At 65.5% G+C, this 21,312-nt stretch carries 21 protein-coding genes; 13 read left to right on the top strand and 8 right to left on the bottom strand.

Annotated elements, in window-relative coordinates:
* The first annotated feature begins 140 nt into the window (after window positions 1-140).
* From ACIBJI_RS11460 to ACIBJI_RS11435, 6 genes are read left to right on the top strand one after another with little or no spacing between them, the layout of a single operon-like run.
* Window positions 141-1,595: an aldehyde dehydrogenase family protein gene (locus ACIBJI_RS11460; RefSeq protein ID WP_397083945.1), complete on the top strand. Its 1,455-nt coding sequence runs from the start codon at window positions 141-143 to the stop codon at window positions 1,593-1,595.
* A 19-nt stretch (window positions 1,596-1,614) separates the two neighbouring features.
* On the top strand, window positions 1,615-2,715 hold the full coding sequence (locus ACIBJI_RS11455) for an NAD(P)-dependent alcohol dehydrogenase (protein WP_397083943.1): 1,101 nt from the start codon (window positions 1,615-1,617) through the stop codon (window positions 2,713-2,715).
* Window positions 2,716-2,740: 25 nt separating this feature from the next.
* Window positions 2,741-3,664: an SDR family oxidoreductase gene (locus ACIBJI_RS11450; protein WP_397083941.1), complete on the top strand. Its 924-nt coding sequence runs from the start codon at window positions 2,741-2,743 to the stop codon at window positions 3,662-3,664.
* Window positions 3,661-4,536: an amidohydrolase family protein gene (locus ACIBJI_RS11445; RefSeq protein ID WP_397083939.1), complete on the top strand. Its 876-nt coding sequence runs from the start codon at window positions 3,661-3,663 to the stop codon at window positions 4,534-4,536. Before ACIBJI_RS11450 ends, ACIBJI_RS11445 begins: the two co-directional genes overlap by 4 nt.
* Entirely contained in the window at window positions 4,536-6,047 is a 1,512-nt protein-coding gene (locus tag ACIBJI_RS11440; protein ID WP_364338931.1) for a long-chain fatty acid--CoA ligase, read from the top strand. Before ACIBJI_RS11445 ends, ACIBJI_RS11440 begins: the two co-directional genes overlap by 1 nt.
* 28 nt (window positions 6,048-6,075) lie before the next feature.
* On the top strand, window positions 6,076-6,534 hold the full coding sequence (locus ACIBJI_RS11435; RefSeq protein WP_364338929.1) for a MaoC family dehydratase: 459 nt from the start codon (window positions 6,076-6,078) through the stop codon (window positions 6,532-6,534).
* Between the two features lie 10 nt (window positions 6,535-6,544).
* On the opposite strand, the gene ACIBJI_RS11430 is transcribed toward ACIBJI_RS11435, so the two are convergent.
* Together ACIBJI_RS11430 and ACIBJI_RS11425 are read right to left on the bottom strand one after the other, a co-directional pair.
* On the bottom strand, window positions 6,545-7,360 hold the full coding sequence (locus tag ACIBJI_RS11430; RefSeq protein ID WP_397083937.1) for an Fpg/Nei family DNA glycosylase: 816 nt from the start codon (window positions 7,358-7,360) through the stop codon (window positions 6,545-6,547).
* 218 nt (window positions 7,361-7,578) lie between these two features.
* Window positions 7,579-8,052, bottom strand: coding sequence for a ribose-5-phosphate isomerase (locus ACIBJI_RS11425; RefSeq protein WP_364338925.1), 474 nt, complete (start codon window positions 8,050-8,052; stop codon window positions 7,579-7,581).
* Window positions 8,053-8,226: 174 nt separating this feature from the next.
* Here ACIBJI_RS11425 and ACIBJI_RS11420 point away from each other — a divergent pair, with 174 nt between their 5' ends.
* On the top strand, window positions 8,227-9,429 hold the full coding sequence (locus tag ACIBJI_RS11420) for a M48 family metalloprotease (RefSeq protein WP_364338923.1): 1,203 nt from the start codon (window positions 8,227-8,229) through the stop codon (window positions 9,427-9,429).
* Between the two features lie 8 nt (window positions 9,430-9,437).
* On the opposite strand, the gene ACIBJI_RS11415 is transcribed toward ACIBJI_RS11420, so the two are convergent.
* Window positions 9,438-10,100, bottom strand: a complete 663-nt coding sequence (locus tag ACIBJI_RS11415) for a DsbA family protein (RefSeq protein ID WP_364338921.1) — start codon at window positions 10,098-10,100, stop codon at window positions 9,438-9,440.
* A 163-nt stretch (window positions 10,101-10,263) separates the two neighbouring features.
* Between ACIBJI_RS11415 and ACIBJI_RS11410 the strand changes: the two genes are divergently transcribed.
* From ACIBJI_RS11410 to ACIBJI_RS11400, 3 genes are all read left to right on the top strand, one after another.
* On the top strand, window positions 10,264-11,511 hold the full coding sequence (locus ACIBJI_RS11410) for an FAD-dependent oxidoreductase (RefSeq protein ID WP_364338919.1): 1,248 nt from the start codon (window positions 10,264-10,266) through the stop codon (window positions 11,509-11,511).
* A 97-nt stretch (window positions 11,512-11,608) separates the two neighbouring features.
* Window positions 11,609-12,010, top strand: a complete 402-nt coding sequence (locus tag ACIBJI_RS11405) for a YciI family protein (RefSeq protein ID WP_364338917.1) — start codon at window positions 11,609-11,611, stop codon at window positions 12,008-12,010.
* Window positions 12,011-12,016: 6 nt separating this feature from the next.
* Complete coding sequence (locus ACIBJI_RS11400) at window positions 12,017-13,249, top strand: DUF6596 domain-containing protein (RefSeq protein WP_364338915.1); 1,233 nt, start codon at window positions 12,017-12,019, stop codon at window positions 13,247-13,249.
* An 82-nt stretch (window positions 13,250-13,331) separates the two neighbouring features.
* On the opposite strand, the gene ACIBJI_RS11395 is transcribed toward ACIBJI_RS11400, so the two are convergent.
* A complete protein-coding gene (locus ACIBJI_RS11395; RefSeq protein WP_364338913.1) occupies window positions 13,332-13,913 on the bottom strand; it encodes a nuclear transport factor 2 family protein in 582 nt (193 codons plus the stop codon).
* 601 nt (window positions 13,914-14,514) lie between these two features.
* On the opposite strand from ACIBJI_RS11395, the gene ACIBJI_RS11390 reads away from it, so the two are divergent.
* Window positions 14,515-14,991, top strand: a complete 477-nt coding sequence (locus ACIBJI_RS11390; protein ID WP_364338911.1) for an NUDIX domain-containing protein — start codon at window positions 14,515-14,517, stop codon at window positions 14,989-14,991.
* Window positions 14,992-15,134: 143 nt separating this feature from the next.
* Here ACIBJI_RS11390 and ACIBJI_RS11385 read toward each other — a convergent pair whose 3' ends face one another.
* The 3 genes from ACIBJI_RS11385 to ACIBJI_RS11375 form a co-directional block, all read right to left on the bottom strand.
* Window positions 15,135-15,581: a nitroreductase family deazaflavin-dependent oxidoreductase gene (locus ACIBJI_RS11385; protein ID WP_364338909.1), complete on the bottom strand. Its 447-nt coding sequence runs from the start codon at window positions 15,579-15,581 to the stop codon at window positions 15,135-15,137.
* 60 nt (window positions 15,582-15,641) lie between these two features.
* A complete protein-coding gene (locus tag ACIBJI_RS11380; protein ID WP_364338906.1) occupies window positions 15,642-16,076 on the bottom strand; it encodes a VOC family protein in 435 nt (144 codons plus the stop codon).
* 263 nt (window positions 16,077-16,339) lie between these two features.
* Window positions 16,340-16,729, bottom strand: a complete 390-nt coding sequence (locus tag ACIBJI_RS11375; protein WP_364338904.1) for a helix-turn-helix domain-containing protein — start codon at window positions 16,727-16,729, stop codon at window positions 16,340-16,342.
* Window positions 16,730-16,879: 150 nt separating this feature from the next.
* Here ACIBJI_RS11375 and ACIBJI_RS11370 point away from each other — a divergent pair, with 150 nt between their 5' ends.
* Window positions 16,880-17,608 (top strand): alpha/beta hydrolase family protein, encoded by a 729-nt coding sequence (locus ACIBJI_RS11370; RefSeq protein WP_364338902.1) that lies wholly within the window; start codon window positions 16,880-16,882, stop codon window positions 17,606-17,608.
* A 147-nt stretch (window positions 17,609-17,755) separates the two neighbouring features.
* Here ACIBJI_RS11370 and ACIBJI_RS11365 read toward each other — a convergent pair whose 3' ends face one another.
* On the bottom strand, window positions 17,756-18,592 hold the full coding sequence (locus ACIBJI_RS11365; RefSeq protein ID WP_364338900.1) for a phosphoribosylaminoimidazolesuccinocarboxamide synthase: 837 nt from the start codon (window positions 18,590-18,592) through the stop codon (window positions 17,756-17,758).
* Window positions 18,593-18,729: 137 nt separating this feature from the next.
* Between ACIBJI_RS11365 and pepN the strand changes: the two genes are divergently transcribed.
* On the top strand, window positions 18,730-21,312 hold the full coding sequence (gene pepN, locus ACIBJI_RS11360) for an aminopeptidase N (protein ID WP_364338898.1): 2,583 nt from the start codon (window positions 18,730-18,732) through the stop codon (window positions 21,310-21,312).

Here is a 21,312-nt window from a genome sequence, read left to right as displayed (position 1 = left end):
AAATCGAGGATAGACCATTGACAGGAATCCTGTTAGTGGCGAATAGTGGCTGACATCACTTAAACCATCAGGTTTCCTGTTGATAAGAGCAGGCGCATCTCGGCCGAGCGGCCGAATCGTCGGGACGGGACCAAGGAAGCATGAGCACGAACGACAAAATCGACGGACAGCTGTTCATCGACGGCAAATGGCGCAACTCCGCATCGGGTGGCCGCAGCGATGTCGACGACCCGTCGACCGGTCAGGTCATCGGCACCGTCGCCGAGGCCGACCGCAGCGATGTCGACGACGCGGTGAACGCCGCGCGCGCGGCATTCACCGGTGCCGAATGGGCGGCCCGCAGCGGTCGGGAACGGGCGCGCATCCTGCTCCGGATCGCCGAGCTGGTGCGCGAAAACGCCGACGAGCTGGTCCGACTGGAAAGTCTCGATGTCGGCAAGCCCGTCACCCTGTGCCGATCGGTGGACGTCGCGACCACCATCGAACAATACGAGTACTGCGCCGCGCTCGCCCAGACCATCGACGGCGCCACCCGCCGCACGCCGCTGCCCGCCTTCGCCTACACCCGCCGCGACCCACTCGGTGTGGTCGCCGCCATTACTCCGTTCAACTTTCCGCTGATCCTGTCGACCTCCAAAATCGCGCCCGCGCTCGCCGCGGGCAATTCCATCGTCCACAAACCGGCCGAGGAAACGCCGCTCAGCGCGCTGTTCATGGCGACACTGTTCGAACGGGCCGGTGTGCCATCGGGGGTGGTCAATGTGATCACCGGCCCAGGGCCGGTCGTCGGTGCGGCACTGCTCGAGCACCCAGGTGTCGACAAGATCGCGTTCACCGGATCCACCGAGATCGGTCGGCGCGCGGCGAGCGCGGCGGGTGCGGCCTTGAAGCCGGTGACCATGGAACTCGGCGGCAATGCCGCGCACATCGTGTTCGCCGACGCCGATATCGAGAAGGCAATCGGCGCGATCATCAAGGGTTTCGTCTTCAATACCGGGCAGTTCTGCATGGGCGGTCCCCGACTGCTGGTCGCGCGGCCACTCTACGAGACCATCGTCGGCATCCTCGCCGAAGCCGTCGCGGGCGTACCTGTCGGCGACCCCCGTGATCCGGCGACCGTGGTGGGACCGATGGCCGCGCGACGGCATGTCACGAAGGTCGAGGAATATGTCGCGCTGGCCCGCCGGGAGGGCGGCCGGGTGGTGTGCGGCGGCGAACGCCTCGAGCTGGACGGCGGGTATTACTACAAGCCAACCGTGATCGCGGACCTCGCCAACGATTCCCGGGTAGTGCAGGAAGAAATCTTCGGACCGGTGCTCACGGTGCAGGCATTCGATACCGAGGACGAAGCGGTCGCGCTGGCCAACGGCACGCGCTACGGACTCGCGTCCGGCCTGCACACCAGCGATCTCGCCCGCGCGCACCGCGTCGCCGACAAATTGCAGGCCGGAATCGTCTGGGTCAACGACTGGGCCATGCTCGACCCGGCCATGCCGTTCGGCGGTGTCAAGGACTCCGGCTTCGGACGCGAATACGGACCGGAGGCCCTTGCGTCCTACACCAAGGTCAAATCCGTTGTCATCGCCCTCGATTGAATCCGCAAGGACCCCCATCATGACCACCACCACTCGGGCAGCCGTCGTCGAATCCGGCGGTGCGCCTTTCACCCTCACCCCGATCGAACTCGATGAACCACGACCGCACGAGGCGATCGTGCGCATGGTCGCTGCCGGTGTCTGCCACACCGACCTCGGCGTCGCCAGCGGTGGGCTGCCGTTTCCGCTCCCCGGCGTCCTCGGTCACGAAGGCGCGGGCATTGTCGAACGCGTCGGATCCGATGTCACCGGCGTCGTACCCGGCGATCACGTACTGCTGTCGTTCACGTCGTGCGGAGCATGCGCGAACTGTCGCGACGGACACCCTGCCTATTGCGCAACCTGGTTGCCGCTCAACCTGATCGGCGGTGCGCGAGCGGACGACAGCCACACCATCACCCGCAATGACACACCCCTGGGCGGGCATTTCTTCGGGCAGTCGTCGTTCAGCCGACTCGCGCTCGTCGACGAGCGCAGCATGATCGTCGTCGACCCCGACGTACCGCTGGAAACGATTGCCCCGCTCGGGTGCGGCGTCCAGACCGGTGTCGGCGCGATCTGGAATGTCGTGCAGCCGCGCCCGGGATCGAGCATTGTCGTACTCGGTGCCGGTGCGGTCGGATTGTCCGCGATCATGGCGGCCACGCTGTCACCGGCCACGACGATCATCGCCGTCGACCAGGTCGCCGAACGCCTCGAACTGGCCTGGGAACTCGGCGCCACGCACATCATCGATGCGACGACGACCGATGTCGCCGCGGCGATCACCGAGATCACCGGTGGCGCGGACGCCGTTGTGGAAACCACCGGCAGTACCGCCGTACTGCGCACCGGCGCGGATGTCCTTGCCGCACGCGGCACGCTGGTCATTGTCGGCGCCCCACCGTTCGGTGCCGAGGTGGCGCTCGACGTCAACGCCATGCTGCCAGGCCGAAGGGTCGTCGGACTCACCCTGGGCGACAACGAAACTCACACTGTCATACCGGCTTTGGTGTCGCTGGTGCGCAACGGGCGGCTCCCGATCGACAGGCTGATCACCCGGTACCTGTTCGACGATATCGGGCAAGCCGTGGCGGATATGACCTCCGGCAAGACGATCAAACCCGTCCTCATCTTCTGACGCTCACCGATAAGGAGCACTGCATATGGATCTCACCGGCAAAGTCGCCATCGTCACCGGCAGCGGCCAAGGTCTCGGCCTCGCCTACGCCAAGGCTTTGGCCGCCGCGGGCGCGGCGGTCGTGGTCAACGACGTGGCCGCCGACCGCGCTGAGAAGGCCGCCGCCGAAATCGCCGAAGCGGGCGGTCGAGCACTCGGGGTACCGGTCGCGGTCGGCACCACCGAGGCCGCGCAAACACTCGTCGCGGCGGCCGTCGACGCGTTCGGGCGACTGGATGCGATGGTGACCAATGCGGGCATCCTGCGCGACAAAGTGCTGTGGAATATGTCCGACGACGACTTCGACGCCGTCATCCACGTCCATCTGCGCGGCACCTTCACCTGTGTTCGGGAAGCGGTCAAGCACTTCCGTCAGGCCGGTCACGGCGGGCGGGTCGTGCTCGCCGGATCCCCGGCCGGTCAACGCGGCAATTTCGGTCAAACCAACTATGCGGCAGCCAAAGCCGGTATCGCGGCAATGGCGCGTACGTGGGCGATGGAATGTGCGAAGGCGGGAGTCACGGTAAACGCGATCATCCCGAATGCGGCGACCGCGATGACCGAAACCATTCCTTTCCTCGCTCCCTACGTCGAGGGAATGAAGAATGGGGAGCCGATCCCGTCGGTAGTGCGCCGCGCCGCCTCCTTCGGCACTCCGGAGGACGTCGCCGGACTGGTGGTTTTCCTGGCCTCCGAGGCGTCCGCCCATATCACCGGCCAATGCGTAGGCATCGGCGGCGACCGGCTGTCGCTCTGGTCGCATCCGAGCGAAATCCGCAGTGCCTTCCTCGACGGCGGCTGGACCGCCGACGCGATCGCCGAGGCATTCGACTCCTCGATCGGTGAGCAGCTCGAAACCTACGGCATCCCGCTGCCGAAGATCCCGACCACCGCGCCGCAGCTGTCATGAGTCTGGATCTCGACCAACTCGTCGCGATCGACGTGCACACACACGCCGAAACCGATGGCTGCGGCCACTATTCGCTACCGGACCAGCTCCGGGCGGGTGCCGACGCCTACTTCGGCGCCGAGTCGGGACCGCCCACCATCGACGAGATGGCCGCCTACTATCGGCAGCGCCGCATGGCCGCGGTGGTATTCACCGTCGACGCCGAAGCCGCACTGGGCCACCGGCGGATCAGCAATGAAGACATCGCCACCGCTGCCGCCGCACACAGCGACGTCCTCATCCCGTTCGCCAGTATCGATCCGGCCAGAGGAAAGGCGGGGCTGGCCGAAGCCCGGCGACTGGTCGTCGAGCACGGGGTCCGCGGCTTCAAATTCCATCCGAGCGTGCAGGCTTTCCGGCCCGACGATCGTGCGGTCTACCCGCTCTACGAGACCATCAGCGAACTCGGGGTGCCCGCCCTGTTCCACTCCGGCCAGACCGGAATCGGATCGGGGCTCCCCGGTGGCGGCGGCATCCGGCTCAAATACTCCAATCCGATGCTGCTCGACGATGTGGCCGTCGACTTTCCGGATCTGACGATCATCATCGCGCACCCGTCGTTTCCCTGGCAGGACGAAGCGTTGGCCGTGGCCACCCACAAACCCAATGTCTATATCGATCTGTCCGGGTGGTCACCGAAATACTTTCCGCCGCAACTGGTCAAGTACGCCAACAGCCTGCTCAAACGAAAGGTGTTGTTCGGCTCGGACTTTCCGCTCATCTCACCGGATCGGTGGATGAAGGACTTCGAGCAACTCGATATCAAGGACGAGGTCCGGCCGCTGATCCTGCGTGAGAACGCCATCACCGCACTGGGATTGAGGTCGAGATGATGGATCAGGGAATAGGCTCGTGGCCGCGTCGGCGCGCCCGGATGGAGCCCCATGCCATCGCTTTGATCCAGGAGGACCGCCGCGTCGACTACGCCACCCTCGCCGATCGCGTGGATGCTCTCGCCGCAGCCTTCGCCGACTTCGGCGTCGGGCCGGGCGACCGGGTCGCCTACCTCGGGCACAACGATATCGCGACCTTCGAAACGCTTTTCGCCACAATGCATCTCGGAGCCATCTTCGTCGCACTCAATACTCGGCTGGCGGCGGCTGAGATCGCCGGTCTGCTCGACGATGCCGACCCCACGGTGTTCGTCACCGGTGCCGACACCGGCATCGATGCGCTCGCACGAAGCTCCGCCAATGCCCAACTGCTGCACCTGGGCGAGCAGTACGAGAACGCGATCATCGAGCACACCGGCCGAACACCGCCCGCCAACGCGGTCGGACTCGACGATCCCGCATTGATCCTCTACACCTCCGGCACCACCGGCCGCCCCAAGGGCGCTGTGCTCACTCACAGCAATATCGTCTGGAACACCCTCAACCAGTTCGCTCATTTCAGTCTCGGCCGCGACGATGTCAGCTTGTGTTCCGCGCCGCTGTTCCACGTACTCGGCCTGGGGCAGATCACACTGCCCACCCTGTACGCGGGCGGAACCGTCGTTGTCATACCGAAATTCGATCCCAGTGAGTTCCTCGCCACCATCGAGCGCTGCCGGGCCACGGTTTTCCCGCTCGCCCCGACCATGTTGAAAATGCTGTGCGAAGCGCCGGAATGGGAGACCACCGATCTGTCGAGCGTCCGCTGTATCGCCTTCGGTGGCTCCCCCGTCCTCGAACATGTAGCCAAGGCGTGGCTGGCCCGCGGCATCCAGGCCCTACAGGGCTACGGCATGACCGAGGCGGCGCCCGGCGTGCTCATGGCACTGCGCCACGGCGCCGACGCGCATCCGGTATCCGCGGGTGTTCCGCACTTTTTCACCGATGTCGCGCTGCTCACCCCGTCCGGCGAGATCATCGAAGGACCCGGCCAGGGCGAACTACTCGTCAAGGGCCCCAATGTCTTTGCCGGATACTGGAATCGACCCGACGCCACCGAAGAGGCATTCATCGACGGCTGGTTCCGCACCGGCGATATCGTCCGCATCGACGATGACGGCTGGTCGCACATTGTCGACCGCGTCAAAGACATGATCATCTCCGGTGGCGAGAACATCTACCCCGCCGAGGTCGAAGCAGCCATCGCGGGTCTGGAGGGCGTCGACGACTGCGCTGTGGTCGCCGTGCCGGACGAGCGTTGGGGTGAGGTCGGATTGGCGTACATTGTCGTCCGCGCCGGTCACGTCATCGATGAAGACGCGATTCGCACCCATCTCGAGGCAAACCTCGCCCGATACAAAATCCCGAAATATTTCATCTTCCGCGAGCAGCTGCCGCGCAACGCCCTCGGCAAGCTCCAACGCCTACTGCTCCGCGACGACGCTCGCCAAATGCGCAGGCCGACACCGTAAATCCGCAACAACCGAAGGAGCGCGCCACATGGCGACCACCGTCGACAACCCCACCGACCTACTCGACCTCATCGGCACCGACCTGGGCACCAGCGACTGGCTCGAGATCCCACAACGCGATATCGACATGTTCGCCGAAGCGACCCACGACGAGCAGTGGATCCACGTCGATGTCGAACGCTCGAAAACCGGCCCCTTCGGCAGCACCATCGCCCACGGCTACCTGACCCTGTCGCTACTCATTCCACTCTGGTCGGAAATCCTCGTCATCGAAAACCGTGGGATGGCAATCAATTACGGCCTCAACAAGGTCCGCTTCCCATCCCCCGTCCCCGCGGGCTCGAAGGTCCGCCTCAGCGCCACCCTCGCCGACGCCACCGACCTCGGCGACGGCGCGGTCCAAGTCACCGTCGACGCGGTCATGGAACGCGAAGGCGCCGACAAACCGGTATGCATCGCCCAGATGGTGCACCGCTACTTCCGGTAGAGCAGACCTGTCAGCTGGCCTGGCAGGTGGGGCACCAGAAGAGGTTTCGGCCCTCCAGCACGCTGTGTGCGACCGACGTGCCGCAGAGGCGGCAGGGCGCGCCGGCGCGGCGGTAGACATAGGTGCGTGGGCGGTCGGCCGCGTAGGACGGTTCGCCGTGGTCGTGTTCGGGGCGGACGACCACCATCTTGCCGACCCGCACGCCCACCCGCATCAGCGCGACCAGGTCGGTCCACATCGCGTCCCACTCGTCGGCGGTCAGCGCGGTGCCCGGTCGGTGTGGCGAAATGCCGTGCCGGAATAGTAGTTCCGCGCGATACACATTGCCGACACCGGCGAGCACCTGCTGGTCCATCAGTAGTGCGCCGATGGGCCTGCGCGAGCGATGAATTCTGCGCCAGGCCCGTTCGGGATCGGCGCCGCGGCGCAGCGGATCCGGGCCGAGCCGCTCGGTCAGCGCCGCCACCTCCGCACGGGTGTACACCTCGCAGGCGGTCGGGCCGCGTAAATCGGTGCCGTACAGGCGATCATCGGCCGACGCGTCACCGACGATCCGCATCCGCACCTGCCCGACCGGCTCCCCCATCGGCAGCGGCACCTCGGTGAACACCCCGTACAGGCTGAGGTGCACATGTACGACCAGACCCGACTCGTAGTGGTGCAGAAGGTGTTTGCCCCATGCCTCGGTCTTGATGAGCACCTGACCGTCGACCCGCGCGGCCCCGGCGGCGAACTTGCCCTGCGGGCTGGAAACCCGCACCACACCCCCGCCGAAGCGCCGCTGATGTAGTCGGGCGAGCCGATGCAGCGTGTGCCCTTCAGGCATCGAAGCTCGAAATCCTCTCCGGTCCGCCGATGCGCGCGGCAGGGGCGGCGACCCCCTGCCGCGAGTTCGAAACGCACACCACACTGCTCGCGAAGCGCGATTGCCACAGCCGCGCAAGCCGGTGCAGCGCATAGCCCTCAGGCATCGAAAGTAGAGATCCTATCCGGTCTGCCTCGCATCGCCGCTCGGCCTACCTTGCGCGACGACGGATTACGCGCTCAGTTGGCCGGAACCGCCGGTGCCACACCGGTCTTCTCGTACTCGGCCAGGATGTCGATGCGGCGCTGGTGGCGCGGCTCCTCGGACCATTTGGTCGAGACGAACGCGTCCACGATCGCCAGCGCCTCCTCGGTGGAGTGCATGCGGCCGCCGATGCCGATCAGCTGGGCATTGTTGTGCTCGCGGGCCAGCTGCGCGGTCTCCACGCTCCAGGCCAGCGCGCAGCGGGCGCCGGGCACCTTGTTCGCGGCGATCTGCTCACCGTTGCCGCTGCCGCCGAAGACCAGCCCCAGGCTGCCCGGATCGGCGACGGTGCGACGGGCCGCCTCGATGCAGAAAGCGGGGTAGTCGTCGAGTGCGTCGTATTCGAGGGCGCCGCAGTCGACGACCTCGTGGCCCGCCTGCTCCAGATGGGCCTTGACGTGATTCTTCAGTTCGAAACCGGCATGGTCGGCACCCAGGTATACGCGCATGGCTGCGATTGTGTCAGGCGTGTTTCGCAGTGCCGCGAGAGGGGACATGCGACGCCGCGCCACCGCGATTAACACTGTTAGGGGCCGCGGCGAATCGACAGATGCGCCACCCCTGGTGTCCGCAACGCCAACGGCGCCGAACCCCGTCCCCGGCAAATGAATAGAGTTCTCAGCATGCAGCCGCCCGAATCCAAGCCGCCCCAGCAGGCGGGCCAACCCGCCGACCCCTATCCCGCATTGGGCGGGTGGGCGCAGGCTCAGGACGCGACCGCCACCTCGGCCGGGCACGTTTCCGCCCAGCACGATTCGCCCCAGTACCCATCGACATCGCAGTACCCGTCGACACCCCAGTACCCAACGACACCCCAGCCCTATCCCGGTTCGCCCTACCCGACACCCCAATACGGTCCGACGACATACGCCCAAGGTCCCTACGGTGTGGCTCCGGTCCCACCCGGTACGCCCCCGCAGCGGCAGCCGCGCGGCCTGTCCCCGTACGGCATGCCCGCACGGCACCCATGGGAGATTCCGCTGCTCGTCGTGGTCTGTGTGATCACCACGCTCGCGATGCTGATCGCGCTGGCGGCGTGCATCGATCTCGTGCTGGATGGGAAGCAGCCGAATATCTACCTGGTCATCCTGGTCTTCGCGCCGATCGTGGTGTGGTTCCTGCGCGGTATGAGCTACGCGTCCATGCGAGTCAATGGCGTCAAGATGTCGCCGACCCAGTTTCCGGAGGGCTACCAGCTGGTGGTCGAGGCGGCGGCCCGATTCGGGATGGCCAAAGTGCCGGATGCCTACGTCGTGCTCGGCAACGGCCAGATCAATGCCTTCGCCTCCGGTCACGGGTTTCGGCGCTATGTCGCGGTCTACAGTGATCTATTCGAAATCGGCGGCGCCGCACGCGAACCCGAGGCGCTCGCCTTCATCATCGGTCACGAGGTCGGACATATCGCGGCCGGGCACACCTCGTACTGGCGTCAGCTCGGCATGTTCGTGGCGCCGTCACTGCCGATCATCGGCAGCTCGCTGATCCGGTCCCAGGAGTACACCGCCGACAACCACGGCTACTGCAACCGGCATGGCGGCGCACCTAGGGCCATGGGCACCCTCGCCGCGGGTAAGTATCTGAACAAACTCGTCGGCTTCGACGAAATGGCCGACCGGGCCGCGGTGGAGAAGGGCTTCTTCGTCTGGATCAGCAATGCCATGTCCTCGCATCCAGTGCTGACCTGGCGGATGTGGGCACTGCGGGACCGCAGCAGGCACGGCAAGCTGTTCTGGCGACCGCGCCGACCGGCCGGTGCGCCACCGGCCGGTCCGTATCCGAGCAGCTACGGCGAGGTTCCGGCATTGCCGCCGAAACCCGTGCCGTAGGTCCGCGTTCAGTCGAAGGACGGATCCTCGGTCCTGGTCCGCTTCAACTCGAAGAAGTGCGGGTAGTCGGCCAAGGTGACCGCCGCATCCCACAGCTTCCCGGCCTCCTCACCGCGCGGAATCCGCGACAGCACCGGACCGAAGAAGGCATTGCCATTGATATGGATGGTCGGGGTACCGACATCCGGACCGACCTTATCCATGCCGGCGTGATGGCTCTTGCGCAGCGCCTCGTCGAATTCGGTGCCCTCGGCGGCCGCGGCGAGTTCGGCGGGCAGGCCCACCTCGGCGAGCGAATCCGCGATCACCGCGGCGAGGGATTCCTTGCGGGACTCGCGCGAGTACTCCTCGCGACGGTTGTGGATGCGGGTGCCCATCGCGGTGTAGAGCGGGGAGAGCACCTTGTCACCGTGCTCCTTCGCGGCGGCGATGGCGACCCGGACCGGGCCCCAGCCGGTAGCGAGCAGCTCCTCGTACTGCGGCGGCAGCCCCTCCTTGCCTTCGTTCAGCACCGACAGGCTCATGACGTGGAACCGGGCCTCTATATCGCGGACCTGCTCGACCTCGAGGATCCAGCGGGAGGTGATCCAACACCAGGGGCACAGCGGGTCGAACCAGAAATCGGCAACGTTCTTGGTGGTCGTCTCGCTCACAGACCAGTTCCTCTCCATCGCACGCTCGTAACGCACGGATTCGCCGCGCCACTATCCGTGGCCAACCACACGGGCGCGCGATTCGTTCCCGGACCGGAGGCCCGATTTTCTCCAAAGGTGGCCTCTGGTCCCAGTAGGGTGACACGCAGGCGTCCGGTTCCCTCCCGAAAAGGAGTCCGTTATGACCTCCGATCAGCATTTCGTCATCGTCGGCGGCGGGTTGGCCGCGGCCAAACTGGCGGAAGCACTGCGCGCCAACGATTTCCCCGGAACCGTCACGCTGATCAGCGCCGAGAACTACCTGCCCTACGAGCGACCACCGTTGTCCAAGGAACATCTGGCCGGTAAGAAATCGCTGGAGGAATTCACCGTCGACCCGGGCCAGTGGTACCGCGATCACCATATCGACGTCCGGCTCGGCACCGAAGTCGGCGCGATCGATCCGAGCGCGAAAACCGTGACGCTGCCCGATGGTTCGACACTCGGCTACGACAAGCTCGCACTCGCGACCGGCTCGACACCGCGCCGCCTGCCGATTCCGGGCATGGATGCGCGGGAGGTGTACACGCTGCGCACCATCGGCGACTCCGACAGTCTGATCGAGCTGTTCGGCTCGGCCCGGCGGCTGGTCATCATCGGGGCGGGCTGGATCGGGCTCGAGGTCGCCTCGGCCGCGCGCGCCGCCCAGGTCGAGGTCACCATTGTCGAATCCGCCGAACTGCCGCTGCTGGCGGCGCTCGGACCCGAGATGGGTCGGGTCTTCGCGGATCTGCACCGCGACCACGGCGTCGACCTGCGATTCGGAGCCCAGGTCGAGGCGATCACCACTCATCAGGCCGGGGCAATCACCGCTGGTCAGGGCGGGGTGGATCTGGCGAGCGGCGTCCGACTCGCCGACGGCACCGTGATCGAGGGCGATGCGGTACTCGTCGCGATCGGCGCGCGACCGAATATCGAACTGGCCGCCAACGCAGGTCTCGCGACCGACGGCGGCGTACTCGTCGACGCGAGCCTGGCCACCAGTGACCCGGACATCGTGGCGGTCGGCGATATCGCCGACGCGCAGCATCCGGTGCTCGGGCGTCGAATTCGGGTGGAGCACTGGGCGAATGCGCTCAATCAGCCCGCCGTCGCGGCGCAGACCATGCTCGGCAAGTCGGCTTCCTACGAACGCCTTCCGTACTTCTTCACCGACCAATACGACCTGGGCATGGAGTACACCGGATATGCCGCCACCGGTGAGTACGCGCAGGTGGTCGTGCGCGGTGATATGGCGAAGCGCGAGTTCGTCGCGTTCTGGCTCGATGCCGAGAACCGGGTGCTGGCGGGGATGAATGTGAACGTCTGGGATGTGACCGACCGGATCAAGGAGTTGATCGGCCAGCAGGTCGATCCGGAACGGCTCGCCGACACCTCGACATCGCTGTGATGCAGATCACTATCAAGGTTGCGTCGAATCGGCGCATCCAGCTCCGACCTCATCGCGAGCGCGCCGCTCGGGCGCACCGCAGGCTAGGAGACCGGAAATGAAGTACATGCTGCTCAAGACCTATGGGCCCGCCGCCAGCTGCGACGTCCCGATCACCGAGTGGACGCCGGAGGAGATCAAGGCGCATATAGACTTCCAGCGGGCGCTCGGCGCGGAGCTGGCCAAGACCGGTGAACTGGTCGATGCGCAGGGCCTGGCCGGGCCGGACGAGGCACGACTGGTCAGTTCGGACGGACGATCGGCGCCGGTTGTCACCGATGGACCGTTCCCGGAGACCAAGGAATTCCTGGCCGGATATTGGCTTGTCGATGTGGAAAGTCCGGAACGTGCGCTGGAGATCGCCGCACAGGCTTCGGCGGGCCCCGGCCCCGGCGGTAAGCCGATCGGTGAGTACATCGAGGTGCGCGCGGTGATGGGTGCCCCGGCGACCGAACAATAGTTACCCATGCACGAAGCGCTGCCCATCGAGGAACTGTTGCGCGAACTCGCGCCGCAGGTCCTCGGCACGTTGGTACGCCGATTCGGCGATTTCGACACCGCCGAGGACGCGCTACAGGAGGCGATGCTCGCGGCGGCGACCCAATGGCCCGCCGATGGGTTGCCGGATAATCCGCGAGCGTGGTTGACCCAGGTCGCGCAGCGGCGAATGGCCGATGTGGTGCGCGCCGAGGTGGCCCGGCGACATAGGGAGACAACGGTTTTCGAGCGCGATGTGCCCGATGCCGAGGCCGTCGATCGTGACGATACGCTTGCCATGTTCTTCCTCTGCTGCCATCCGGCCCTGTCCTCCGCTAGTGCCATCGCGCTGACATTGCGTGCGGTCGGCGGGCTCGGCACAGCAGAGATCGCCAATGCCTTCCTGCTGCCGGAAGCGACCATGGCGCAACGGATTACGCGTGCGAAGAAGAAACTGGCCACCCTCGACCGCCCGTTCGCCCGGCCCGGTGATGCGCAATGGCATGAGCGGCTCGATGCGGTGCTGCATGTGCTGTACCTGATCTTCAACGAGGGGCACACCACCACAGCGGGACCCGACCTACAGCGGACCGACCTCTCGAACGAGGCGATCCGCCTGACCAAGTCGATCCATCGACTGCTGCCCGACGACACCGAAGTCACCGGGCTGCTCGCGCTCATGTTGCTCACCGACTCCCGGCGCGCCGCACGCACCGGAGCGCACGGTGAATTGATTCCGCTCGCCGAACAGAACCGCGCACTGTGGGACCGCAAGCTGATCACCGAGGGCATCACCTTGACGACCAGCACCCTCGCCTCGGGCCTCACCGGCCCCTACCAGATCCAGGCCACGATCGCCGTACTGCACGCGCAGGCGCTGCGTGCCGAGGACACCGACTGGCGTCGAATCCTGGCCCTGTACAACATGATCGAACGCATCTCGAAGAACCCGATGGTCACCCTCAACCGCGCCGTCGCCACCGCCATGGTGCACGGCCCCGCCGCCGGACTCGAACTCGCCGACACCCTCGAAGACCAACTCGCGGGCAACCACCGCCTCGACGCCGTCCGCGGGCATCTATACGAAATGGCAAGCGATTTCGCCGCCGCCATCACCTGCTACACCTCCGCCGCCAACCACACCACCAGTACCCCCGAACGCGACTACCTGACCCTCCGCGCCGCCCACCTCCGTCTGGACGCCGGCACGACGACAGACTGACAGTGGCTGGTCCAGTAGCCGCATTCGACCTCACCTATTTCGAAAACCGCCGAACCGACTGAAAGTCGGTGAAATCACCTCACTAGAGCCCGGTAGCTTCGTGGAATTTCTGAACGACCTCATCGAGCGGAGCGTCCGCCTCGATCACCGTGCCGTCGGGGTTGATCAGATCAATACGGGTACGGGTGAGCTTGGAATATTGCTCCACCCAGTGGCCGTCGGTGTTTGTATAGCACTCCCAGTAGTGGCCGTAACCGTGCACCCCGAACGTATTGCCCCAGACAAGTACGTCATCCATCGTCCACACACCCGCGGCAGTCGTCGCGGACGTCATCTTGATTTGCGGGTCGTAGCCTTGGTGGTGTGTAGTAGCGCTACCGAGCGTGAGTTTCAGGAAGGCGATGAACGAATCCCTGTCGGGAAAGATGGGGCCGCCGCTGCCGGTGGTGTCCACTATGACGTCAGGCGCGAGGTGTGTGCTCAGGTCGGACCAGTTCTTGGTATCGATGGCATGGAAATAGTCTTGCTTGAGCTGCTGGACCGCCTCGATGCCGGGCGCCGAGACGGCAGGTTGCGAATAGCACGAGGGAAGCGGGCCCGATGACTCTGCGTTGGCGGTCGGGATACCGATGGTACCGAGCATTGTCGCCGCACTGAACGCCACAGCGGCGCACAGTATGCCGGACCGCTTCCGCCCACCCGCTCCGGCCCGGAACCGACCGCGATTTTCTACGGACATTTCTTCTCCTCTTCTAGCAGCAGGGCGCGAAGACCCCGGTTGTTTGCGACGACAGCCCCGCCAAAGGCATTGGCTAGAGCGCCATCTCCAGTGACGTTGCGTGCGTGCCGCGGCAATGTACTGCTGGCAATCGCTAGCGAAGGCGGTGGTCCGAAAGGCGGAAGAGGTCGAGCGAAACCCGATCCCCGGAGAGGATTCGCGCGTTGCCGTCCCGGTCATCGGAATGCGATTTGACTGTGCCGCATCGACATCGCGAAGCGGGACAGAATTCACCCTCGCACTAAGGTGATCTCAGCAATGTAGCAACGGGTTTCGCGTGCCGTCACGGAAGTCCTTGGGTGACGAATCGATTGGATGCTGGATATGGCCGTGGAGTCCCTGGTAGATGGGGCTCACCACAAGATCCATCTGTACCAAAGGGACTCCACGTGATCGCTTGTCCTGCCATGCTCGATGTTCCCCAGGACTGCTGGATCCGCCGTGTCTTGTACGCGCCAGGGCGGCGCTAGGCGGCAGACTGCTCGGTGTGGCAGGCAAATTCAGTGCTGGGATTCTGTTGTTCCGTCGGACCGCCGGTGATACCGAGGTGCTGATCGGGCATATGGGTGGGCCGTTCTGGGCGCGTAAGGATGCGGGGGCGTGGTCGATCCCGAAAGGTGAGTACGAGCCGGAATACGAGAGTGCCGAGGTGGCCGCGGCGCGTGAGTTCCTCGAGGAACTCGGGCTGCCGGTGCCCGAGGGCGAGCGGGTGCCGTTGGGCGAGGTCCGCTACGGCAGCGGCAAATCCAGCAAGAACCTCACCGTCTGGGCCGTCGAGGGCGATCTGGACCCATCCGCCGTTGTCCCCGGCACCTTCGAAATGGAGTGGCCGCCCAAATCCGGTCGCCTCGCCACCTTCCCGGAAATCGACCGCGTCGAATGGTTCGACCTCGCCACCGCGCACGACAAACTGGGCGCAGGTCAGCGACCCTACCTCACCCGGCTGGCCGAACACCTCGCCTGACCGACCCTTGCCCACCGAACACCGGCACCCACTCACCCCGAACAAATTCGCACCATCCGCCTGGCCTGGCAGATGCCGCAGCGCGATTGCGAAACACGAGAGTTCCACAGTCTGATCGAAAGGCATTCACGGCAGTCGCCGGGTCAGTCCTGCGGAGTGAGCAGGACGATCGGGATTTCGCGGTCGGTCTTCTGTGCGTACTCGTCGTACAGCGGGAAAATGCGCGCCATCTGGAGCCAGAGGGGCGCACGTTCGGCCGTGGACGCGACCCGGGCGCGAGCGGTGAACCGACGGCCGCCGACCTGCACTCCGACGCTCGGGTCCGCTTGGAGGTTCTTGTACCACGCCGGATCCTCGTCGGCACCACCTTTGGAGGCGACGACGACGAAGTCCTCGCCTGCGGTGCCGTAGATCAGGCACGTGCGGCGCGGAATGCCGGACCTGCGTCCGGTCGTGGCGAGCACGAGCGTGTAGACGCCGTTCGACTCGTGTCCCTCGGTGCCACCCGAGGCCAGATACGTACGAGTCTGCTCAGCGACCCAGTCCCACTGCGAGTCGGTGGCGTGGTCAAGGTCATCGGCGACAGCCATGACGGAAAGTCCTTCCTGGAACGGAATTCTGGTACGGAACATGCTGACTGGCGATCTACTTCAGTTGAGCTCCTCGACCAGCCCGACGATGATGCCCTCGGGGCCGCGGACGTAGCAGTACCGGTAGATGTCCCCGTACCGTGCCACCGCGCCCACGAGTTCGGCGCCGTGGGCGCGCAGACGGTCGAGGACGTCCTCGACAGCGTCGACGACGAACGTGAGTCGAGGGATGCCCGGGGTGTTCACCGGCGCCCTCGGTGCAGTGCTGGTGGCCACCGGCGTATGGAACGTCGACAGCTCGACCCGGCCGTGGCCATCCGGGGTCCGCACGACGGCGATATCCGCTCGAACGCCGTCCAACCCGAGGAGCTGATCCGCCCATTCACCCCCGACTGCTGCCTCGCCCTCCAGTTCCAGGCCCAATTCCACGAAGAACGCGATAGCAGCCGCGAGATCCTCGACCACAACGCCGATGTGATCCATCCGATAGATCATCGTTCCTCCTGTGCTACGCGGCCCCGTCGTGGCCGCTCGTGCCCCTGGGACGGAGCTGGCGCAATGTTCTCGACACGGCGAGGTCTGTGATGGTCGTCACAGTCCTGGCAGCGCTTTCTCGCTCCTTCGAGAAAGGGACTCGACCGACCAACGCCGCAGCATCCGTCAGCTCCGGATCCACACCGCTCTTACCCTGCACCACACGATTGTCCCGGTCGGCCCGCAGATTGACCGGGGACAGCACACGGTCATTCAGCAGACTCCTAGGTGGACGTGGCGTCGGCGCGCGTGTCGTATTCGGCACGGGCGGCGTCGATGTGTGCCAGGTGCGTAATGCTCCACTCCAACAGGGGTAGGGCCGCTGCGCGGAGACTCGTGCCCATCGGGGTGAGTTCGTAGCTGACGTGGGGCGGCATGACGTTGCGCACGGTCCGGGTCAGGATGCCGTCGCGTTCCAGGGCGCGCAGGGTGACGGTGAGCATGCGCTGGCTTATGCCGTCGATGGCGCGCTTGAGTTCGGTAAACCGGCGTGGTCCCTGGCTGAGATGTCGCACGACCAGCAGTGACCACTTGTCCCCGACGATGTCCAGCACTTCCCGTGTTCGGCACGCATCGTCGTGGCTCTGTGGCGGCTCGCCCGCTGTGGCGGTCATGGTTACCTCCCAGGAACCGGGGCACCGAAATGTGCCTTATTGCGCGATCTATATCGCGCGCACCACACTGATTGTGGTTCCTAAAGTGTACCGAGGCAAGAAAAGTAACCACCAATGTCGGTGCACTACCGCACATCGAAAAGGACGATCATGTCTGTATTTCTGCTGGTCCACGGCGCCTGGCACAGCGGCCTGTGCTGGCAGCGAGTGGTACCGCTGCTGGAATCGGCCGGGCATCAGGTGCACGCGCCCTCGCTGACCGGCTACGGCGACAAGGCGCATCTACTGGGCCCCGAAGTGGGGCTCGACACCCACGTCGCCGACGTCATCGAGCTGATCAAAGAAAAGGACCTCACCGACGTCGTCCTCGTGGGGCACAGCTATGCGGGATTGGTCATCTCGTCGGCGGCCAACCAGATTCCGGACCGGATCGCGCACCTGGTGTATCTCGACGCGATGGTCCCGGAGGACGGCGAGACCGCGATCGACGTCCAACCCATAAGCCAGCGCCTGATCGACCTCGCCGCAAGCTCGGGCAGCGGCTGGCGCATTCCCCCGCTGCCCGAGCAACCGTCACCTTTCGGCCTGTTCGGTGTCACCGACCCGGCCGACATCGCCTGGCTGCGCACGATGCTCTCAGATCAGCCGGTGCGTTGCCTGCAGCAACCGGTCCGCTTGGACAACCCGTTCGTGAACGCGATCCCGCGCACGCACATCCACTGCGTCGGCGCAACGCCGGAGGGCATCACCCGGCGACCCGTTGCCTCGATCCAGCCCAACGGTTCCGCTGCGCAGGTGTGGGAGTTGCCGACCGGCCACGACTGCATGATCACCATGCCGGCCGAACTCAGCGAACTGCTGCTCGGGCTCGGCCGTTAGCAACTGGTCGTCAGCGATGACCGAGGACAGGGCCGCAGTCCGGTCATCGGCAATACCGCCTGAAAGTGGTGGCCCCACAACGGGTTGCAAACGACATCGAGACGCAGTGCCGGGTAGCTAGCGAGCCGGCCCGAGTCGCCCTGATGATCAGCGGGACTCTCCGCCCCAACTCTGCCCCGTGATGAGTTCGTATGCCTCGATGTACTTCTGCCGAGTGGCATCGACGATTTCGGCGGGGACCTCTGGCCCCGGGTACTCCTTGTTCCAGCCCGTGGAGGTGGACCAATCGCGGACGAACTGCTTGTCGAAGGAGCGCTGCGGACGCCCCGGTTCCCATTCGGCGCCGGGCCAGAAGCGCGAGGAGTCAGAGGTCAGTACCTCGTCGCCGAGGGTGAGAACGTCACCGTCCCAACCGAATTCGACCTTGGTGTCGGCGACGATGACACCGCGCACTGCGGCGTGCGCGGCACCGCGGGTGTAGATCCGCAAGGTCAGCTCGCGCAACTGCTCGGCGACCTCGCGGCCCTCCTGATTCACCACATCCGCAAAGGTGATGGGCTCGTCGTGCCCTTCGGAGGCCTTGCTGGTCGGAGTGAAGATCGGCTCGGGCAGTATGTCGCCATCGCGCAGTCCGGGCGGCAGTGCGACGCCGGAAACCGTCCCGGTGCGCTCGTACTCCTTCAGCCCCGACCCGGTCAGATAGCCGCGCGCGATGCATTCGACCTGCAGCATCTTCAGCGGCTTGACGCGGATGCCGCGACCGGCGAATTCCGCGGGCACATCGGTCGCGGAGACCACATGGTTGGGCACATCGGTGAAGTATTCGAACCACCAGTTCGACAGCTGGGTCAACAGTGCGCCCTTATCCGGGATCGGCGTCGGCAGCACCACGTCGTAGACCGATACCCGGTCCGACGCCACGAGCAGCAGCGTGTCGCCGTCCTCGTAGAGGTCGCGCACCTTTCCGGCGTGGATGTGCTTCACGTCGCAGCTCCGATCCTGGTCGATAGGGTTTATGGGAAAAAGTCCCGCGCGGGCAACCTTACCGAGGTGGCATTGTGGTGAGTGCTGTGCCCGCCGGGGGCCGCCCGTGCATGTTCTTCGAACCACGAAGGAGTCCAATGTCCGCACCGAACCTGACTCGCGACCAGGCGATCGAACGCGCCTCGACAGTGCAGGTCGAGAACTATCGCATCGAGCTCGACCTGACCGACGGGGCGGGGCAGCCGGGCGAGCAGACCTTCTTCTCCCGCAGCACGGTCACTTTCACCGCGTCCGCGGGTGCGAGCACGTTCATCGATATCGTTGCCCGCGGGGTCCGCTCCGCCGTGCTCAACGGCACGCCGATCGACATCGCCGACTACGACGAAGCCAAGGGCATCACCCTCACCGGGTTGGCCGAGCGCAACGAACTCGTCGTCGAGGCCGACTGCGAATACTCCAATACCGGCGAAGGCCTGCACCGCTTCGTCGACCCCACCGATGACTCGGTCTACCTGTACTCGCAGTTCGAAACCGCCGATGCCAAGCGGATGTTCGCCTGCTTCGATCAGCCGGATCTCAAGGCCACCTTCGATATCAGCGTCACCGCCGCACCGAGCTGGAAGGTCATCTCGAACGCAGCCGCGGTCGATACGCTCATCGCCGATCCCGGCAAGCACCTGTTCCGTACCACCCCGCGGATGAGCACCTATCTGGTCGCGCTCATCGCGGGCCCGTACGCGGAATGGACCGACGCCTACACCGACGATCACGGCACAGTTCCGCTCGGCATCTACTGCCGCGCCTCGCTCGCCGAGCATATGGACGCGGAGCGCCTGTTCACCGAGACCAAGCAGGGATTCGGCTTCTACCACAACAACTTCGGTGTGCCGTATGCCTTCGGCAAGTACGACCAGCTGTTCGTCCCGGAGTTCAATGCGGGCGCGATGGAGAACGCCGGTGCCGTTACGTTCTTGGAGGACTACGTCTTCCGGTCCAAGGTGACCCGCGCCTCCTACGAGCGACGCGCCGAGACCGTACTGCACGAGATGGCGCATATGTGGTTCGGCGATCTGGTCACCATGAAGTGGTGGGACGACCTGTGGTTGAACGAGTCGTTCGCGACCTTCGCCTCGGTGCTGTGCCAGTCCGAAGCAACCGAATACACAAGTGCCTGGACCACTTTCGCGAATGTGGAGAAGTCCTGGGCCTACCGGCAGGACCAGCTGCCCTCCACCCATCCCATTGCCGCAGACATCCCGGACCTGCACGCGGTGGAAGTCAACTTCGACGGAATCACCTATGCCAAGGGCGCTTCCGTGCTCAAACAGCTCGTCGCTTATGTCGGTCTGGAGCCGTTCCTCGCCGGTCTGCGCGCCTACTTCACCGAACACGCCTACGGCAATGCCACTTTCGACGATCTGCTCTCGGCGCTGGAGCAGTCCTCTGGCCGTGATCTGTCCGGCTGGGGCGCGCAGTGGCTCAAGACCACCGGCCTGAATATCCTGCGCCCGGATTTCGAGGTCGACGCCGAGGGCAAGTTCACCTCGTTCGCCGTGGTACAGGAGGGCGCCGCACCCGGGGCGGGCGAACGTCGCGTCCATCGCCTCGCCGTCGGCGTCTACGACGACCAGGACGGAAAGCTGGTGCGCACCAAGCGCGTCGAGCTCGATCTCGCTGCCGCCGAGCGCACCGACGTCCCCGAACTCGTCGGTGTGCCACGCGGCAAGTTCGTGCTGGTCAACGATGACGACCTCACCTACTGCTCGGTGCGCCTGGATGCCGACTCGCTCGACGTGCTGGTGAACCGCATCGCCGATATCGCCGAACCGCTCCCTCGCACGCTGGCCTGGTCTGCCGCCTGGGAGATGACCAGGCAGGCCGAATTGCGGGCCCGCGATTTCGTCGCTCTGGTCCAGCGCGGCATCGGCGCCGAATCCGAAATCGGTGTGGTGCAACGACTCCTGATGCAGGCGAACACCGCGATCGGCAGCTACGCCGATCCGGAATGGGCCGCCATCACGGGCTGGCCCGAATACGCCAACCGGGTGCTGGAGCTCGCCCGCGAGGCCGTGGCGGGTTCGGACCACCAACTCGCCTTCGTCAACGCGCTGACCGGCGCCAAGCTGTCGGCCTGGCATACCGAGGTGCTACGTGAACTGCTCGACGGCGATCCGGCTAAGGTCGGCCTCCCCGGTCTGATCGTCGATACCGATCTGCGCTGGCGGCTCGTCACCGCGCTGGCCGCGGGCGGTGAGATCGACGTCGACGGTCTGGCCACGCCCACGATCGATCAAGAGTTGTCCAACGATCCGACCGCCGCCGGTAAGCGCCATGCCGCGGCCGCAGCGACGGCCCGTCCGATCGCCGAGGTGAAGGAGCAGGCCTGGACGACGGTGATGTCCGACGATTCGGTCCCGAATATCACCGCCCGCTCGATCGTCGGCGGCTTCGCGCCCAATGGCCAGGGTGAGCTGCTGACGCCGTACGTGGAGCGCTATTTCGCCGATGTTCCCGGCGTCTGGGAGCGCCGCTCCAGCGAGGTCGCACAGACCGTGGTCGTCGGGCTCTACCCGGCCTGGGCGATCAGCGAGGAAGCGGTCGCGGCGGCGGACAAATTCCTCGCCGATGACCATCCGCCGGCCCTGCGCCGCCTGGTGAGCGAGGGCAAGGCGGGTATCGAACGCTCGCTGCGCACCCGCGCCTTCGATGCCCAGAACTGA

The sequence above is a fragment of the Nocardia sp. NPDC050408 genome (assembly GCF_044458905.1).
GTDB lineage: Bacteria > Actinomycetota > Actinomycetes > Mycobacteriales > Mycobacteriaceae > Nocardia.
Note: the sequence above shows the minus strand (reverse complement) of the source record. Positions and strands in the feature narration are given on the sequence as shown.

Excerpts from the sequence above, each read along its gene's own strand:
- ACIBJI_RS11385 (WP_364338909.1), bottom strand. The coding sequence starts at position 15,581 with ATGGCTGTCGCCGATGACCTTGACCACGCCACCGACTCGCAGTGGGAC.
- ACIBJI_RS11415 (WP_364338921.1), bottom strand. The coding sequence starts at position 10,100 with ATGGAGAGGAACTGGTCTGTGAGCGAGACGACCACCAAGAACGTTGCC.
- ACIBJI_RS11375 (WP_364338904.1), bottom strand. The coding sequence starts at position 16,729 with ATGACCGCCACAGCGGGCGAGCCGCCACAGAGCCACGACGATGCGTGC.
- ACIBJI_RS11430 (WP_397083937.1), bottom strand. The coding sequence starts at position 7,360 with ATGCCTGAAGGGCACACGCTGCATCGGCTCGCCCGACTACATCAGCGG.
- ACIBJI_RS11460 (WP_397083945.1), top strand. The coding sequence starts at position 141 with ATGAGCACGAACGACAAAATCGACGGACAGCTGTTCATCGACGGCAAA.
- ACIBJI_RS11440 (WP_364338931.1), top strand. The coding sequence starts at position 4,536 with ATGGATCAGGGAATAGGCTCGTGGCCGCGTCGGCGCGCCCGGATGGAG.
- pepN (WP_364338898.1), top strand. The coding sequence starts at position 18,730 with ATGTCCGCACCGAACCTGACTCGCGACCAGGCGATCGAACGCGCCTCG.
- ACIBJI_RS11435 (WP_364338929.1), top strand. The coding sequence starts at position 6,076 with ATGGCGACCACCGTCGACAACCCCACCGACCTACTCGACCTCATCGGC.
- ACIBJI_RS11380 (WP_364338906.1), bottom strand. The coding sequence starts at position 16,076 with ATGATCTATCGGATGGATCACATCGGCGTTGTGGTCGAGGATCTCGCG.
- ACIBJI_RS11425 (WP_364338925.1), bottom strand. The coding sequence starts at position 8,052 with ATGCGCGTATACCTGGGTGCCGACCATGCCGGTTTCGAACTGAAGAAT.
- ACIBJI_RS11400 (WP_364338915.1), top strand. The coding sequence starts at position 12,017 with ATGCACGAAGCGCTGCCCATCGAGGAACTGTTGCGCGAACTCGCGCCG.
- ACIBJI_RS11455 (WP_397083943.1), top strand. The coding sequence starts at position 1,615 with ATGACCACCACCACTCGGGCAGCCGTCGTCGAATCCGGCGGTGCGCCT.
- ACIBJI_RS11410 (WP_364338919.1), top strand. The coding sequence starts at position 10,264 with ATGACCTCCGATCAGCATTTCGTCATCGTCGGCGGCGGGTTGGCCGCG.
- ACIBJI_RS11370 (WP_364338902.1), top strand. The coding sequence starts at position 16,880 with ATGTCTGTATTTCTGCTGGTCCACGGCGCCTGGCACAGCGGCCTGTGC.
- ACIBJI_RS11420 (WP_364338923.1), top strand. The coding sequence starts at position 8,227 with ATGCAGCCGCCCGAATCCAAGCCGCCCCAGCAGGCGGGCCAACCCGCC.
- ACIBJI_RS11405 (WP_364338917.1), top strand. The coding sequence starts at position 11,609 with ATGAAGTACATGCTGCTCAAGACCTATGGGCCCGCCGCCAGCTGCGAC.
- ACIBJI_RS11445 (WP_397083939.1), top strand. The coding sequence starts at position 3,661 with ATGAGTCTGGATCTCGACCAACTCGTCGCGATCGACGTGCACACACAC.
- ACIBJI_RS11450 (WP_397083941.1), top strand. The coding sequence starts at position 2,741 with ATGGATCTCACCGGCAAAGTCGCCATCGTCACCGGCAGCGGCCAAGGT.